Annotated in this window: 16 protein-coding genes; 5 read left to right on the forward strand and 11 right to left on the reverse strand. The window is 70.5% G+C overall.

Going from position 1 to position 15,032, the window contains the following annotated elements; all coding sequences use genetic code 11:
• The first annotated feature begins 28 nt into the window (after positions 1–28).
• From E3T48_RS04005 to E3T48_RS04015, 3 genes are read left to right on the forward strand one after another with little or no spacing between them, the layout of a single operon-like run.
• Positions 29–445 (forward strand): Fe-S oxidoreductase, encoded by a 417-nt coding sequence (locus tag E3T48_RS04005; RefSeq protein ID WP_241986646.1) that lies wholly within the window; start codon positions 29–31, stop codon positions 443–445.
• On the forward strand, positions 442–1,284 hold the full coding sequence (locus E3T48_RS04010) for an SDR family NAD(P)-dependent oxidoreductase (protein WP_134522554.1): 843 nt from the start codon (positions 442–444) through the stop codon (positions 1,282–1,284). The genes E3T48_RS04005 and E3T48_RS04010 overlap by 4 nt, the downstream gene beginning before the upstream one ends.
• A 33-nt stretch (positions 1,285–1,317) precedes the next feature.
• Entirely contained in the window at positions 1,318–1,731 is a 414-nt protein-coding gene (locus tag E3T48_RS04015; RefSeq protein ID WP_134522555.1) for a DUF302 domain-containing protein, read from the forward strand.
• Between the two features lie 105 nt (positions 1,732–1,836).
• Here E3T48_RS04015 and E3T48_RS04020 read toward each other — a convergent pair whose 3' ends face one another.
• The 4 genes from E3T48_RS04020 to E3T48_RS04035 form a co-directional block, all read right to left on the reverse strand.
• Positions 1,837–3,333, reverse strand: coding sequence for a catalase (locus tag E3T48_RS04020; RefSeq protein ID WP_134522556.1), 1,497 nt, complete (start codon positions 3,331–3,333; stop codon positions 1,837–1,839).
• A complete protein-coding gene (locus E3T48_RS04025) occupies positions 3,330–3,842 on the reverse strand; it encodes a Fur family transcriptional regulator (protein WP_134522593.1) in 513 nt (170 codons plus the stop codon). The genes E3T48_RS04020 and E3T48_RS04025 overlap by 4 nt, the downstream gene beginning before the upstream one ends.
• Positions 3,843–4,455: 613 nt before the next feature.
• Positions 4,456–5,412 (reverse strand): DUF222 domain-containing protein, encoded by a 957-nt coding sequence (locus E3T48_RS04030; protein WP_166789622.1) that lies wholly within the window; start codon positions 5,410–5,412, stop codon positions 4,456–4,458.
• A gap of 463 nt (positions 5,413–5,875) precedes the next feature.
• A complete protein-coding gene (locus E3T48_RS04035) occupies positions 5,876–6,430 on the reverse strand; it encodes a MarR family winged helix-turn-helix transcriptional regulator (protein ID WP_166789623.1) in 555 nt (184 codons plus the stop codon).
• A gap of 62 nt (positions 6,431–6,492) precedes the next feature.
• Here E3T48_RS04035 and E3T48_RS04040 point away from each other — a divergent pair, with 62 nt between their 5' ends.
• Positions 6,493–8,556, forward strand: a complete 2,064-nt coding sequence (locus E3T48_RS04040) for an MMPL family transporter (RefSeq protein ID WP_134522558.1) — start codon at positions 6,493–6,495, stop codon at positions 8,554–8,556.
• 16 nt (positions 8,557–8,572) lie between these two features.
• Here the strand turns inward: E3T48_RS04040 and E3T48_RS04045 are convergent, their stop codons facing one another.
• Both E3T48_RS04045 and E3T48_RS04050 read right to left on the reverse strand, forming a co-directional pair.
• Positions 8,573–10,000 carry an amidase gene (locus E3T48_RS04045; protein WP_134522559.1) on the reverse strand — a complete coding sequence of 476 codons (1,428 nt, stop codon included), beginning with the start codon at positions 9,998–10,000 and terminating at the stop codon, positions 8,573–8,575.
• Positions 10,001–10,056: 56 nt separating this feature from the next.
• Entirely contained in the window at positions 10,057–10,413 is a 357-nt protein-coding gene (locus tag E3T48_RS04050; RefSeq protein ID WP_134522560.1) for a hypothetical protein, read from the reverse strand.
• A 40-nt stretch (positions 10,414–10,453) separates the two neighbouring features.
• Between E3T48_RS04050 and E3T48_RS04055 the strand changes: the two genes are divergently transcribed.
• Positions 10,454–11,278: an SDR family NAD(P)-dependent oxidoreductase gene (locus E3T48_RS04055; RefSeq protein ID WP_134522561.1), complete on the forward strand. Its 825-nt coding sequence runs from the start codon at positions 10,454–10,456 to the stop codon at positions 11,276–11,278.
• Positions 11,279–11,290: 12 nt separating this feature from the next.
• Here E3T48_RS04055 and E3T48_RS04060 read toward each other — a convergent pair whose 3' ends face one another.
• The 5 genes from E3T48_RS04060 to E3T48_RS04080 are packed head-to-tail and all read right to left on the reverse strand — an operon-like array spanning position 11,291 to position 15,027.
• Positions 11,291–11,869, reverse strand: a complete 579-nt coding sequence (locus E3T48_RS04060) for a GNAT family N-acetyltransferase (protein WP_174844129.1) — start codon at positions 11,867–11,869, stop codon at positions 11,291–11,293.
• Between the two features lie 30 nt (positions 11,870–11,899).
• A complete protein-coding gene (locus tag E3T48_RS04065; protein ID WP_174844130.1) occupies positions 11,900–12,589 on the reverse strand; it encodes a uracil-DNA glycosylase in 690 nt (229 codons plus the stop codon).
• 11 nt (positions 12,590–12,600) lie between these two features.
• Positions 12,601–13,320, reverse strand: coding sequence for a Type 1 glutamine amidotransferase-like domain-containing protein (locus E3T48_RS04070; RefSeq protein ID WP_134522562.1), 720 nt, complete (start codon positions 13,318–13,320; stop codon positions 12,601–12,603).
• Positions 13,317–13,871, reverse strand: a complete 555-nt coding sequence (locus E3T48_RS04075) for a phosphoribosyltransferase (RefSeq protein ID WP_134522563.1) — start codon at positions 13,869–13,871, stop codon at positions 13,317–13,319. The genes E3T48_RS04070 and E3T48_RS04075 overlap by 4 nt, the downstream gene beginning before the upstream one ends.
• A 25-nt stretch (positions 13,872–13,896) precedes the next feature.
• Positions 13,897–15,027 carry a bifunctional 2-methylcitrate synthase/citrate synthase gene (locus E3T48_RS04080; RefSeq protein ID WP_134522564.1) on the reverse strand — a complete coding sequence of 377 codons (1,131 nt, stop codon included), beginning with the start codon at positions 15,025–15,027 and terminating at the stop codon, positions 13,897–13,899.
• Positions 15,028–15,032 lie beyond the last annotated feature (5 nt).

Consider the following 15,032-nt stretch of genomic DNA (forward strand, 5'->3'; position numbering starts at 1 on the left):
CGTCTGATCAGCCGGGTCGGGTTATGCCGTGACGAGGGCCTCGGTCGCCCGTAGCGCCTACGCTGGTGATGTGCGCAGCATCCTCTTCGACTCCCCCGTCAGCCGGGCCGGCTACCTCTACGCCACCCTGGTCGCCCTGGTCTGGGGTTTTTTCTGGAGCACCGGCCGGGTCGAACGCCGGGGTGGCCTTGTCGTCTTCCGCGGGATGCCGGCCTGGGCCTTCGGCCGCGGCGGCTCGTGCGTGGGCGGCTGTTACCTGACCAACCAGAACGTCACCGACCGGATCCTGGAGCACGAGGCCGTGCACAAGCGCCAGTGGCAGCGGTACGGGATGGTCTTCCCGCTGCTCTACCTGGTGGCCGGCCGCAATCCGCTCCGGAACCGATTCGAAATCGAAGCAGGACTCGACAAGGGCGGCTACCTCGCCCGTGGGGAACACAGATGAACCAGCGAACGATCATCATCACCGGCGCCAGTGACGGCATCGGGGCCGCCGCGGCGCGCAAGCTCAGCCGTGACGGCGCACACGTCGTGATCGTGGGGCGCTCCCCCGCCAAGACGGCGTCGGTCGCCGCCGAGCTCGGCGCGGACCACCTCGTGGCCGACTTCGCCCGGCTGGACGAGGTGCGCGGGCTCGCCGCCGAGTTGCGAGAGCGCTACCCGCGGATCGACGTCCTGGCCAACAACGCCGGCGGCATCATGGGCGCCCGGCAGCTCACCGTCGACGGCCACGAGAAGACCTTCCAGGTGAACCACCTCGCGCCGTTCCTGCTGACGACGCTCCTGATCGACCGGCTCAGCGAAAGCTCGGCCACCGTGGTCAACACGTCCAGCGCCGCGAACAGCGTCTTCGGCAAGTTCGACCTCGACGACCTCGAGGCGGATCGTTCGTACTCGCCTAACCGCGCCTACGGGAATGCCAAGCTCGCCAACATCCTCTTCACCAGGGAACTGCACGACCGTTATCACGACCAGGGAATCTCCACCGCCTCCTTCCACCCGGGCGTTGTCGCGACCGGTTTCGCCGCCGGCTCGACGAGCGTCATGCGCCTGATCTACCGCACCCCGCTCAAGCGCTTCCTGATTCCGCCGGAGCAGGGTGCCGACACCCTGACCTGGCTTGCCACGGCCACGCCGGGCACCGACTGGATCTCGGGCGAGTACTACGAGAAGCGAATCGTGCAGAAGGCGAATCCGCAGGCGTACGACCCGGCCCCCGCCGCCGGCCTCTGGGCCCGCAGCGAGGCCATGACCCGCGAATCCGCGGCACCCGTACCTGAGTGACCAAGCCAACCAATCCAACCAAGGAGAAGAACGATGAGCTACGCACACACCATCACCGTGGACAAGCCGTTCGACGAGGCCGTCCGACTCACCAGGGAGGCCCTGGCCGACCAGGGCTTCGGAGTCCTGACCGAGATCGACGTCCACGCCACCTTCACCGCCAAGCTCGGGGCCGAGCAGGCGGATGCCGTGGGCGACTACCTCATCCTCGGCGCCTGCAATCCCCAGCTGGCCAGCAGGGCCATTGCCGCCGATCCCAGCATCGGGGCGCTGCTGCCCTGCAACGTGGTCGTGCGGCGCGCGCCCGGCGCCGCGCAGACCACGGTTCAGGCGATCGACCCGGCCATCATGGTGCAGTTGAGCCATTCGCCGGAGATCAAGGACGTCGCGGCGGAGGCGGACGCCCGCCTGCGTGCGGCCCTCACCACCCTGCTCCCGCCCGCGTGACCCCGTAGCGGGGACCCCGTAGCGGGGGCCGCGAAGCAGAATCGAAACGCCCGGCCTCCGCGAGGAGACCGGGCGTTCCTGTCAGCGCTGAGGCTGCGGGTTCGGCTACTCGGCTGCGTAGCCGGCGGATGCCTCGGCCAGCAGGTCTGCCTCGGCCCAGGCCGCGAGGTTGGCCCGCAGCTTCGCACCGAGGTCCGCGTCCACGCTGGTCCAGTAGCCGATGGCCCGCTCGGTGACCTCCGGGCGCTCGACGCCGCTGATGGCACCGGTGATGGTGTCCAGGAACCGCGCCCTGGCCGCGTCGTCGAAGACGTCTCGGTAGAGCGTGCCGGCCTGTCCGAAGTCGCTGTCCTCGCTGCGCAGCCGTGCGGCGGCGCGGAGCAGCTCGCCGTCGTTCTCCCAGCCGCCCTCCGCCGCGAGCAGCGGGTCGGCGACGGGGCCACCGAGCGAGTTCGGAGCGTAGTTCGGCGCCTCCGGGGCGTTGTAGTGGTGGCGCGCCGCGCCATCCTGCGAGTAGTTGTTCACCGGGGCCTTCGGTGCGTTGACGGGCAGCTCGGCGAAGTTGGTGCCCACCCGGTAGCGCTGCGCGTCGGGGTAGGAGAAGATGCGCGCCATCAGCATCTTGTCGGGGCTCGCCGCGATGCCCGGCACGAAGTTGGCCGGCGAGAACGCCGCCTGTTCGATCTCCGCGAAGAAGTTCTGCGGGTTGCGGTTCAGGGTGTGCGTGCCGATCAACACCCGCGGGTAGTCGGCGTGCGGCCAGACCTTGGTGATGTCGAACGGGTTGAACCGATAGGTCTTGCCGTCTTCGTAGGGCATGATCTGCACCGACACGTCCCAGGACGGGAAGTCGCCGGCCTCGATGGCGTCGTGCAGGTCGCGACGGTAATAGTCGGCGTCGGCGCCGGCGATGAGCTCGGCCTCCGAGCCCTCCATCTCGATGTTTCCCTGGTTGGAGGTGAAGTGGTACTTCACCCAGAAGCGCTCGCCCTCGGCGTTGATCCACTGGTAGGTGTGCGAGCCGAAGCCGGGCATCTCACGCCAGGAGCGCGGCAGGCCGCGGTCGCCCATCAGGTAGGTGACCTGGTGCGCGGATTCGGGAGAGAGCGTCCAGAAGTCCCACTGCATCGTGGCGTCGCGCAGGCCGGAACCCGGCAGGCGCTTCTGCGAGTGGATGAAGTCGGGGAACTTGATGCCGTCACGGATGAAGAACACGGGCGTGTTGTTGCCGACGATGTCGTAGTTGCCCTCTGAGGTGTAGAACTTCACCGAGAAGCCGCGCACGTCGCGCCAGGTGTCGGGGCTGCCCTGCTCGCCGGCGACGCTGGAGAAGCGCTGCAGCGTGTCGGTGGTCGTGCCGGGCTGGAAGACGGCGGCGCGGGTGTACGCGGACACGTCACCGGTGACCTCGAAGGTGCCGTGCGCCCCGCCGCCCTTGGCGTGGACGATTCGCTCCGGGATGCGCTCGCGGTTGAACTGGGCGAGCTTCTCGACCAGGTAGCGGTCGTGCAGGGCCGTGACTCCGTCGGTTCCCACGGTCAGGGAGTGCTCGTCGCTGGCGACGGGCGTTCCCGTCTGCGTGGTGGTGGGCTTGATAGTCATCGTGCTCCTTTGTTCGACAGCAGTGGTGGTCCGGTAAGCGTGGTGGCCAGCTCCACCTGGCAGGCGGGGCACAGGCCCCAGTAGGTGACCTCGGCGGCCCGCACGGCGAAGCCGGCGGCGTCGTCTGGCGTCAGGCAGGGTGCCTCGCCGACGGCGCAGTCGACGTCGCGCACCGTGCCGCAGCGGGTGCAGACGATGTGGTGGTGGTTGTCGCCGACCCGGCGTTCGAACAGGGCCGCGGAGCCGGACGGTTCGATCTTGCGGGCGAGCCCGCCCGCGGTGAAGGCGGCGAGCACCCCGTAGACGGCCTGCAGAGACGTGCCGGGCAGCTCGGTGCGCACGTCGGTGAACAACCGGTCCGCGGTCGAGTGCGGGGCGTCGGCCAGAGCCCGAAGCACGGCCAGACGCGGCGCCGTGACCTTGAGTCCGGCGGCACGGATGCTGTCGGCGAGCGCATCCACGGTGCGGACCGGAGCCGGGTGGGCGGCCTCGGCGCTCGTCTCCGTCATCCCCGTCGTCGTCATGCCTCCACGCTAGCCGTTGTTTTGAGTTATTCAAAACACGCACGTGATGCAGCCGGGCCTCGACGAGCTCGACCACCGCGGCCGGGTTGACGGGCTCGACCACCGCAGCCGGGCCTCGACGAGCTCGACCACCGCGGCCGGGTTGACGGGCTCGACCACCGCAGCCGGGCCTCGACGAGTTCGACCACCGGCACGAGCTCGACCACCGGCGCGCCCCGGGCGATTCGTTCTCGCCGCAATCGAAACCCTCAGAAGGGGGCGGGCTCGGTATCGGTTTGGTCCGGTGGTGCGGCCTCCGGGTCGGGTGGCGGGGCGGCCGTGCTGGGTTTGGGTGGGGCGTGGATGATGGTGGCGGGCTCGGTGGTGAAGCTCTGGCCGGTCGGCGAGGTCCAGTGCAGGAACCCGCCGTCAAGGTGTGTGACGGTCCAGCCGGTCTCGCTTTTGAGGGCGTGGCAGGGTCCACAGAGATTTGCGAGATTGTCGTGGGCGGTGAGTCCGTCGAATTGCCAGTCCAGCGAATGATCGAGATCGCAGTGCGCCGCCGGGTTGTTGCAACCCGGGAATCGGCAGGTCTCATCGCGCAGCCGGAGCCATTTCTTCAACGGCTTCGGGAATGATCCCGGCCGACGGAGAGCACCACCCCGGTCTCTGGATGCGTGAGCAACCGGGTGAAACCGGTCGCCCCACCGGCGAGTTTCCTGGCCGTGTCGGGGTCGATCGGCCCGCACCCTTCCAGGTGTCCGGGTTCCTCGGTCTGGCCCAGCAGGGTCAGCACCGGCACGGTCACATTCACGGTGGCGCGGATCCCTTTGCCGACCCCGGAGGGGGTGACACCGTCCAGGAGCAGGTCGGTGAGCACATCCGCCCGCAATTGGGACAGCGTGCGAGACTCGGTCGGGCCTTGCAGGCCCGGTCTCTGTAAGCTCTGGGCGGTGACGCTGACCCGGTGATATGCGGCGTTGACCTTCTCGGCGGTGTCGTAGAGCAAGAGCGACGCCATCCCGTCAGCGTCAGCCTCGATCAGCACCTTCCGGTCGGCCGCGCAGATAGTGTGCCGGGCCAGGATCGTCTCGGGATGCACCCGCTCCCGAAGCAGCCGGGCCTTGTACTTGAGTTTCGCGACGGTCAGGTGCCCGGCCGTGCGGAGCAGCGCCGCCTCGAACCCGGCCTTCGCCGCATCGGGGACCGACCCGGCCTGCTCGATCAGGATCTGCGCGTGCCGGTAACTGATCAGCCCGGCCGCCAACGCCGCCCGGGTGCCGGGCAGCTCCTCGGCCAGCGCCCGGCTGGCCTCGATCAGGTTCTCCGTGGTGCGCTGCGGGAACCGCAACCTCACCGCGAGTTCGCTGACGAACTCCCGCTCCGCGACCATCCCCGGCGACCACCGGCCCCCCGGAACCACCTCGGACGAGGCGGTCGCCTCGCTGAACCGGCGGGCCTCATCGACCTGCGCCGCCCGCCGCGCGAACGCGGCCGCGATCTCCCGCTCAGTCTGCTCGATCGCCTCAAACCGTGCATCGAGGCCCTCCTGCCGGGCAATGAACGATGCTGTCATACCGGTCACGCTACGGGCACCCACCGACATTCCCGCGCCCGAAACAACCCCCTCACACACGCCGTGGATAAGCTGATCAAACCCAGAATGTGGAGGAACGGCGGGCACCCGCTGGGGCGGCATCCCCGGGCACGCGGGGGTGCCACCGTGGAGGGCGGGATGCCCTCTCGCGGCGCCCGAATCGGCAGGGCGCTACCGCGGCCGCGGACGCGGGCTGCCGAAACCGGCGCGGCGGCGGGACCCCGGGGCGAGCGGGTCTCGACGAGCTCGACCACCGGGGGTGAGCGGGTCTCGACGGGCTCGACCACCGGGGGTGAACGGGTCTCGACGAGCCCGACCACCGACACCCGGTCTCGACGAGCTCGACCACCGACACCCGGTCTCGACGAGCCCGACCACCACTGGACTCGATCACCGGCACGACTCGACCAGCGGCGCGGGTCTCGACCGGCCGGACGGGAGGTCACGCGGCGGACGGCCCGCCAGCATCCATCGCCCGGTCGGGGGCGAGCGCCGACTCGTAGACGCCGACAACCCGGGTGAGGAAGGCCTCGATCACGGTGCGCTCCTCGGGTGAAAGCTCCTGGGTGAGCGAGGCGACGCCGCCGATGACGGGCATCAGCTCGTCGACGGCCCGCGCCACCGAGGCGGCGGCCGGCACGACCACGACCTTCCGCCGATCGGAAGCGTGCGGATGCCGCTGCGCATGACCCAGTGCCACCAGCCGGTCCACGACCAGGGTCGTCGCCGCCGTGGAGATGTCCAATCGCCGGGAGAGCTCGCTCGGGGTCAGCGACCCGGAGACCATCAGGTGCTCCATCGCGGACAGGTCGGTCGCATTCACGTCGAGGGCGGCGCCGACGTGGCGCTCGAAGTCCCGGGAAAGCGTGACGATCTTGCGCAGCTGATTCCCGACCCCGCCGGAGCGCGGCAGGCCGATGGCGTTGACCCCGGTCTCTCCGGCCGAGTCCCCGCCGCCCCGCGCGGCGTCGGGGGCTGAGTTGCGGCGCTGATCCATAACGGACATACTAGTACAAACATAGCTAGGATGCTTAGCAATAAGGCTCATTGGAGGAAATTGTGATCGCAATCCTGCGGTTCATCACCGGGCAACGAACGGCCTGGGCTGTCTTGATCGCAACAATCGTGGCGGTAGGGCTCCTCTTCAGCCTGCTTCCCTCCAGCGAGTCCGAGGATTTCCCGACCTCAGGGCTGCCCTCCTCGAGCCAGACCGCCCAGGTCGACAGGCTCCTCGCCGACTTCCCCTCCGCGAAGCAGACCTCGGCGGTCGTGGTGTGGAGCCGCGACGGCGAGAACCTGGACTCCGCAGACGTTGCCGCCATCACCGAGCGGGCGGCGGCCCTGGGCGAGCGGTCCATCGCCCCCCGGGCGACGGCCCCGAAATTCAGCTCCGACGAGCAGGCCGCGATCAGTGTTGTGCCTCTCGAGGCGCAGACCACGTCGGCCGACATCGGCGAGACGGCCACGGACATCCGCGCGCAGGCGTCGAAGGACCTTCCCGACGGGCTCAGGGCCTATCTCACCGGGCCGGTCGGCTTCCAGTCGGACATCTCCAATGCCTTCGCCGGCGCGGACCTCCGGCTCCTCCTCGTCACCGTGATCGTGGTCGCGGTGCTGCTCATCGTCACCTACCGCAGCCCCGTGCTGTGGATCGTGCCCCTCGTCGTCGTCGGCATCGCCGACGGTCTCTCCACGGTCGTCGTCGGCGCACTGGCCGACCCGTTCGGAATCACCGTCGACGCCTCGGTGGCCGGCATCCAGTCCGTGCTGGTCTTCGGCGCGGGCACCAACTATGCCCTGCTGCTGGTTGCCAGGTACCGGGAGGAACTGCTCCGGGTGGAGAGCCGCAGTGCGGCCATGCTCACCGCCGTGCGCAGTGCCGGGCCGGCCATCGCCGCCAGTGGCGGCACGGTCGCGCTGAGCCTGCTCACGCTGCTCTTCGCCGAGCTCTCCGGCAACCGGGCTCTCGGCTTCGCCTGCGCGATCGGCGTCGTCATCGCGATCCTCTTCGCCCTGATCGTGCTGCCGGCCGCGCTCGTCGTCTGCGGCCGCGGGCTGTTCTGGCCGTTCGTCCCGCGGTTCCAGTCCGGGGCGGATGCCGGCAAGGCCGGGTTCTGGACCAGGCTCGGCCGTGTGGTCGACCGCCGGCCGGCTCCGGTCGTGTTCGCCTCCATCCTCGGCATCGGGGCGCTCAGCCTGGGGCTGATCGGCGCATCCGTGGGCCTCTCCCAGGCCGACCAGCTTCTGGGCGAGCCGGAGTCGGTGCAGGCGCAGAAGATCGTCGATGGGTCCTTCTCGGCGGGCCTGACAAGCCAGACGGTGGTCCTTGCCCCGGATGCCGCGGCCGCCGACGCCGCCGACCTTGCCTCAGCGACTCGCGGGGTCGACGCCGTGCAGCCGGGCGAGAGCGCGAACGGGCTCACCCGGCTGAACCTCTCCCTGGCCAGCGCACCGGGCAGCGACGAGACGTTCGGCACCATCGCCGCCCTGCGGGGCAGCTATGCGGATGCCTCCGGTGCGCTCTCCGAGACGCTGGTCGGCGGCACGGATGCCACCGCACTCGACAACCTCACGAGTGCTCAGGCCGATCAGGACCTGATCATCCCGATGATCCTGGCGATCGTCTTTACGATCCTGGCGATCCTCCTCCGGTCGCTCGTCGCGCCGGTGCTGCTGATCGTGAGCGTCCTGGCGACCTACTTCGCCAGCCTCGGCGCCTCGAACTGGATCTTCCAGAACCTGATGGGGTTCCCTGCCTTCAACACGAACGTCCTGCTCTTGGCCTTCCTGTTCCTGGTCGCGCTCGGGGTGGACTACAACATCTTCCTCACCACCCGGGCCAGGGAGGAGGCGCACAGACACGGCACACGGGAGGGCATGGTGCGCGCCCTGTCGTCGACCGGCGCGGTGATCACGAGCGCCGGCATCCTGATCGCGGCGGTGTTCGCCGTGCTCGGCGTGCTGCCGGTGGTCGCCCTGACCCAGATCGGCGTGATCGTCTGCATCGGCGTGCTGCTGGACACCCTCGTCGTGCGCACCCTGGTGGTGCCGGCGCTGGTCTTCCTCACCGGTGACCGCTTCTGGTGGCCGTCGCGTCCCGCCGCGCGGGCCCCGCGGATCTGACCCGGCCGCACCATCGTCACGCCTCGGGCGGCACCCGGTGCTGCCAGCGCAGGCGCCGCTCGAGCTGGGCGCCCAGGGAGAGCAGGGTCGCCTCGCCGCCGGGCCGGCCGATCAGCTGCACGCCCATCGGCAGGCCGCCCTCGGTCTGCAGCACCGGCAGGACGATGGCCGGCAGCCCGGCCACGTTCACCATCGACGTGAACGGGGTGTACCGCACCTGCTGGGCGAAGTTCGCCTCTCCGTCCTCCGGGTCATACCAGCCGACCGGGCGCGGGATCATGGCCAGCGCCGGGGTGAGCACGGCGTCGAACCGGGAGAGCTGGCCGATGAACGACCGCTCGTAGGCGGCCAGCGCGGCGAGCGCCTCGGCCAGGGTGCGCGCCGAGAGGGCGCGGCCCCGGCCGACGAGCCACCGGGTGAGCGGTTCGAGCAGCCGAAGCTCCTCTTCGGTCTCGGCGGGGATGCTCGCAGCCCCGGCCTGCCAGATCGTGCGGAAGGCGGGCGCGTAGCTCTCGTCCGGGGTGAGCGCGGTCTCCTCCAGCCCGTGCCCGGCGGCGGCGAATTCGGCGACCGCAAGGTCCAGCGCCGCACGCGCCTCCGGCGCGAGGTCGATCGGGTAGTCGTCGTCCCAGGCCGAGGTGGTCATCACCCCGAGCTGGAACCGGCCCTCGCCGCGCACGGCGGCCGCGAGCAGCGGGGCCTCGTCGCCGGGGGCGCGAAGGGCGAAAGGGTGCAGCGGATGCCCGCCCCGCGGCGTGATCATCGCGTCCAGCAGCAGGGCGGCATCCGCCACGGTCCTCGCCAGAGGTCCGCCCACGCTGAGGCCGCCGAGCCTGTCGATGCCGGACGCGGCCGGCACCCTGCCGCGGGACGGCTTGAGCCCGACCAGGCCGCATGCCGCCGCAGGTATACGAATCGATCCGCCGCCGTCGGAGCCGGGCGCGAACGGGAGCAGGCGCGCCGCGACGGCGACCGCCGCGCCGCCGCTCGATCCTCCGGCGCCGAGGTCGCGGTTCCACGGGTTGCGGGCCGGGGCCTCCGCAAGGCTTTCGGTGTACGACGGCAGCCCGAACTCGGGGGTGTTGGTCTTACCGAGGCTCACCCCGCCAGCCGCATCGAGGGCGACCACGAGGTCGTCCGACTCTGCGGGAACGAAGTCCCGCATCAGCCGGGAGCCGAACCGTGTCGGCACGCCGGCGCGCAGCTGGAGGTCCTTGTCGGCGAAGGGGAGCCCCCAGAGCGGCGCCGTGCGCGGCACCTGCTCCTCGACGAAGCGGGCGCGCGCCAGTGCGGCATCCGAGGTGACGGTGACGAACGCGCCGAGGGCGGCGTTGGCCGCGTGGATCCGGGCCAGGTAGTGCCCGGTCAGCTCGGAGGGGCTGAGTTCGCCGTGTTGCAGCGCCTGCCACTGTTCGAGGGCGGTCAGTTCGTGTGGTTCGGCCATCCCCCGAGCCTACCCAGCGGCCGGGCCCGGCCGGCGGTACCCGGGGCGGAGCCCGGTCAGGTGCCGAGCCCGGTCAGGAGAGCCTGGAACGCCCGCGGCGCCGCCGTGAGCACGGAACGAGCCGCCCAGGTGCCTGCCCAGTGTGCGACCTGAGCCACGTTGATGATCTCGTATTGCACGACCGACCCGGAATCCTCCTCCAGCACCCGGTACTCGCCGCGGTACCACCAGCCTCCCTGAACCACGATCAGGCGCTGCGCCGGGTCGGAGAGGAACCTGCCGCCGGCGCCGGTGCGCGGCTCGAGAGCACGCAGGAGACGCGGGTAGACGACGGTCGGGGCGGCGTCGAGGTGGCCGGCGAAGGAACGCAGTACCGTGTGCCGCTCGGGCAGGTCGAGGGGTGCATCGGTCATCCCTCGACTGTACGCGGGCCGACGGCGCTAGCCTGAAACAATGAGAAACACAGTCTTCAACCCGATCGGAACCGTCGCCCTGGTCACGGGGGCCTCGAGCGGACTGGGCGCCGGATTCGCGCGCGAGCTCGCCGAGCGTGGGGCGGATCTCGTGCTCACTGCCCGGCGTCAGGACCGCCTCGAAGGGCTGGCCGTGGAACTGACCGAGAAGTACGGCACGGTGTCGACGGTGATCCCCCTCGACCTCGCCGCGCCAGGCGCCGTCGCCGAACTGGTCGCGGATCTGCACACCCGCGGCATCACCGTCGGCACACTCGTCAACAATGCCGGTTTTGCCACCTACGGCGACCTGGTCGACGCCGACCCCGTGCGGCTCGCCGGCGAGGTCGCGCTCAACGTCACGGCCCTGAGCATGCTCACCCGCGCCCTGCTGCCCGACCTGATCCAGACCAGCCGGACCCAGCCGGCCAGCGCGGCCCTGGTGAACCTGGCGAGCACCGCCGCCTTCCAGCCGGTGCCGAAGATGGCGGTCTACGGCGCGACGAAGGCATACGTGCTCAGCTTCACGGAGGCGCTCTGGTACGAGACGCGGAAGTCAGGCCTCAAGGTGACGGCGATCTGCCCCGGCCCGGTGGACACCGAGTTCTTCGAGGTCGCCGGGCGCAGCGCCGACTCGTACCGGGGCCTGCTCACGGTGGCCGACGTCATGCGCACGACCTTCACGGCCCTCGACCGGGCCACTACGCCACCGCACGCCGTGAGCGGCCTGCGCAACTCCGTGTTCGCCCAGGTCGCCGGCCGGCTCCCCCACCGCACGGTCGTCACCGTGGTGGGCCGGATGAACCGCTCGGGTCCGACCGCCTGACGCGCCTCGGTCCTACTTGAGGCTCTTCTGCATCAGCACGGTGCCGAGCCAGCGGTCGAACTTGTAGCCGACCTTGCCCATTCGGCCGATTTCCTCGAAGCCGAAGTCCCGGTGCAGCTTGATCGAGGCGTCCGCGCCCTGGTCGGCGATCACCGCGATGATCTCCTTGAGTCCGGCCGCCTTCGACCGGGTGATCAGTTCGCCCAGCAGCACCCGGCCGAGGCCCTTGCCGGTGGAGGCCGCGCCGAGGTAGATCGAGTTCTCGACCGTGAAGCGGTACGCCCGCTTCTCCTTCCAGGGGCTGACCAGCGCGTAGCCGAGGATCTGCCCGGCCGGCGACACGGCCACGATGAACGGCATCCCGAGCTTGCCGAGATAGTAGAACTTGCTCCGCCACGCGGCGAGGGTCATCGCGTCCACGTCGAAGGTCACCGTGCTGTTGGCGACGTAGTAGTTGTAGATCTCGCGGATGTCCGGCAGGTCCGTGATCTGGGCGTCGCGCATCGTGTAGTCGAACGGGGCCTCGGCCTCCGGCTGCGGCCGGAGGTGCCGGGGCAGCTGCCTGCGCGGCTGGTATTCCTCTTCAAGCACGTACTGCTCCTCACCCCTGAAGGTTCCAGATTACCCGAGCGACCAGTCCACCGGGGCCGCCCCGGCCGCCACGAGGTACTCGTTCGCGCGGCTGAACGGCCGGGACCCGAAGAAGCCGCGGCGCGCCGACAGGGGGCTCGGGTGCGCGGACCCGATCACGGGCGTGTCGCCGAGCAGCGGCCGGGCCTGGCCGGCATCCCTGCCCCAGAGGATCGCGACCAGCGGGCGCCGCCTCGCGACGAGGGCCCGAATGGCCTGCTCGGTGACTCGCTCCCAGCCGCGCCGCCGGTGCGAACCGGCCGCGCCGGCCTGCACGGTGAGCACCCGGTTGAGCAGCAGCACGCCCTGGTCGGCCCACGCCGACAGGTCGCCGTCGGCGAGCGTGGCGCCCACGTCGTCGCGCAGCTCCGCGGCGATGTTCCGGAGGCTGCGCGGCAGCGGGCGCACGTGTCGCTCCGCCGCGAAGGCCAGGCCGATCGGATGCCCGGGGGTCGGATACGGGTCCTGGCCGAGGATGAGCACCGAGACGTCGTCGAACGGGTCCCGGAAGGCCCGGAAGACAGTGTCGGCCGGCGGCAGCCACGGCCGCCCGGCCGCGGTCTCCGCGCTGAGGAACCCGGCCATCGCGTCGATCTCGGCTGACACCGGTTCGAGCGCCAGCGCCCAGCCTGGGTCGACCGCGCCGGAGCGGGCGAGCGTCTCCAGGGTTGTCGGGGGCACCGGCGGGCGGCTCAGGCGCCGAAGGTGCTGACGAGCACGCCGCCGTCGGCCTGGCTGACCCGCCAGACGCTGCCGGACCCGACGACGCTGAGGGCGCCGACGCCCACGACCAGGGCCGTGCTCTCGTCGACGGCCAGTCCACCGTCGATCAGGCCGGCCTCCGTGGCCGCGACGAGCCGGGACAGCGTGCCCCACTGCGCCGCGTGCACCTCCACGGTGACGTCGAGGAGCCCGATGCCTGGCTCGATGGTCACCTCGTCGAGGCCTTCGGCGGCATCCTGGGCGTTCACCTCGACCCCGCCCATCCGCCAGCCGCCGATCAGGGCGCGCTCGGCCGCGATCATGGCGCCGGCGGAGAATCCGAGGTAGGGGATGCCGGCGGCCACCTGGCGGCGGATCTCGCCCGCGATCGGTGCGACCGCCGCGAGGTAGGCGGGGGTGAGGCCGCCGCCGATGACGATGCCGTCGACCTCGGAGACGGCGAGCAGCCCGGCGAGTTCGCCGTGCGCGAGGGTGGTGATCTTCGGTTCGAGTTCGCCGGCGGCGCCGACGGCCGCCACGAGGTTCGCCGCGTGTTCGGCACCGTCGGTGTCGCGCACCGCGATGATCGCGATCCGCGGCGCGGTGCGGCCCTGGGCCACGCCCCGGGCGGTGGCCTCGACCAGGAACGGCCCGTAGACGGCGGCGTCGTGTTCGGCATTCCAGCCGCCGCCGACCAGGTGCACGCTCACGCGAGGACTCCCTCGGGTGCGACGGTCGAGTCGGCCGTGAGCGGCGCGACCACCAGGGGCAGGGACGACCACGGGAAGACGATCCAGCGGTCCGTCTCCCGCCAGGTGTAGTCGGGGACGAGCGCCGTCCGCGGCTTCGTGTACAGGGTGGCCGTGCGCACCTCAGCGGCGGATTCGCGCAGCAGCGCGACGACGAGCGCGAGGGTGTGCCCGGAGTCGGAGACGTCGTCGACTAGGAGCACGCGCAGTCCGGCGAGCGCCGGGGCGTCGAGCATCGGGCCGGACAGCACCGGCTCGGGCAGCCGCTGGTCGACGCCGGTGTAGAACTGCACGTTGATGCTGCCGCAGTTCTTGGTGCCGAGCGCGTAGGACATGGCTCCCGCGAGCAGCAGGCCGCCGCGGGCGATGGCGATCACGACATCCGTCTGGTAGCCGCTGGCCAAAACCGACGCGGCCAGTGTGCGGGCCGCGTCGGCGAAGACGTTCCATTCGAGGACTTCTCGTTGAATCCCGGTCAGGTCTGTGCCTGCGTCCTGCGCGTCGAATGCCATCCGTCAATGCTAGGTCACGAGCGGGTCACGCAAGGTGCCGCTCCTCGTGGCCGTTGTAGAGCGACAGGGGCCGGATGAGCGCGTTCGCGGCGGTCTGCTCGATGATGTGGGCGGTCCAGCCGGTGAGCCTGGCCGCCACGAAGATGGGCGTGAAGGTGAGGGTGTCGAAGCCCATCAGGTGGTACGCCGGGCCGGACGGGTAGTCGAGGTTGGGCAGGATGCCCGTGCGCGCCTTCATCGCCGCGGCGAGCGATTCGTAGAGTTCGAGCAGGTCGGGCCGGTCGTAGTGCTCGATCATGGTGATCAGCGCCGTGTACATGGTCGGCACCCGGGAGTCGCCGTGCTTGTAGACCCGGTGCCCGAAGCCCATCACCTTGTGCTTGGCGTCCAGGGTGCGGTGCAACCAGGCCTCGGCCCGCTCCCCCGCGCCGGGGCCCGCGCCGATCTCGTCGAAGGTGTGCAGGACGGCCTCGTTCGCGCCGCCGTGCAGGGGCCCTTTGAGCGCTCCGATCGCTCCGGTGATCGCGGAGTGCAGGTCGGACATGGTCGAGGTGATCACCCGCGCGGTGAAGGTGGACGCGTTGAACGAGTGCTCCGCGTACATGATCATCGACACGTCGAAGGCCTCGACCACGACGAGTTCCGGCACCTCGCCGAACGTCATGAACAGGAAGTTCGCCGAATAGCCGAGGTCGTCGCGGGGCTCGATCAGGTCGAGTCCGTGCCTGCGGCGCTGGTCGTAGGCGACGATCGACGGCATCTGCGCCCACAGGCGCAGCCCCTTCGCCCGGTTGGCCTCGGGCGACGCGTCGTCGACCTGGGGGTCGTTCGCGCCGATCAGGCTCACCGCGGTGCGCACGACGTCCATCGGGTGCGCGGTCTCAGGCAGTTCGTCGATGACCCGGCGCACGGCCGGGGCGAGGTGCCGCAGCGACCGCTCCTGCTCCTCGAACTCGGCCAGTTCGTCTTCGGTGGGCAGTTCCCCGTTCCAGAGCAGGTAGGCGACCTCCTCGAAGCTGCGCTGCGCGGCCAGTTCCTGCACCGGGTAGCCGCGGTAGAGCAGCGAGTTGGAGTCGGGGTCGACCTTGGAGACGGCCGTCCTGTCGACGACAACCCCCGCGAGGCCCTTGAAAACCGTTGGTTCATTCTGAGTCATGACGC

The organism is Cryobacterium fucosi (genome assembly GCF_004403515.1).
Taxonomy (GTDB): domain Bacteria; phylum Actinomycetota; class Actinomycetes; order Actinomycetales; family Microbacteriaceae; genus Cryobacterium; species Cryobacterium fucosi.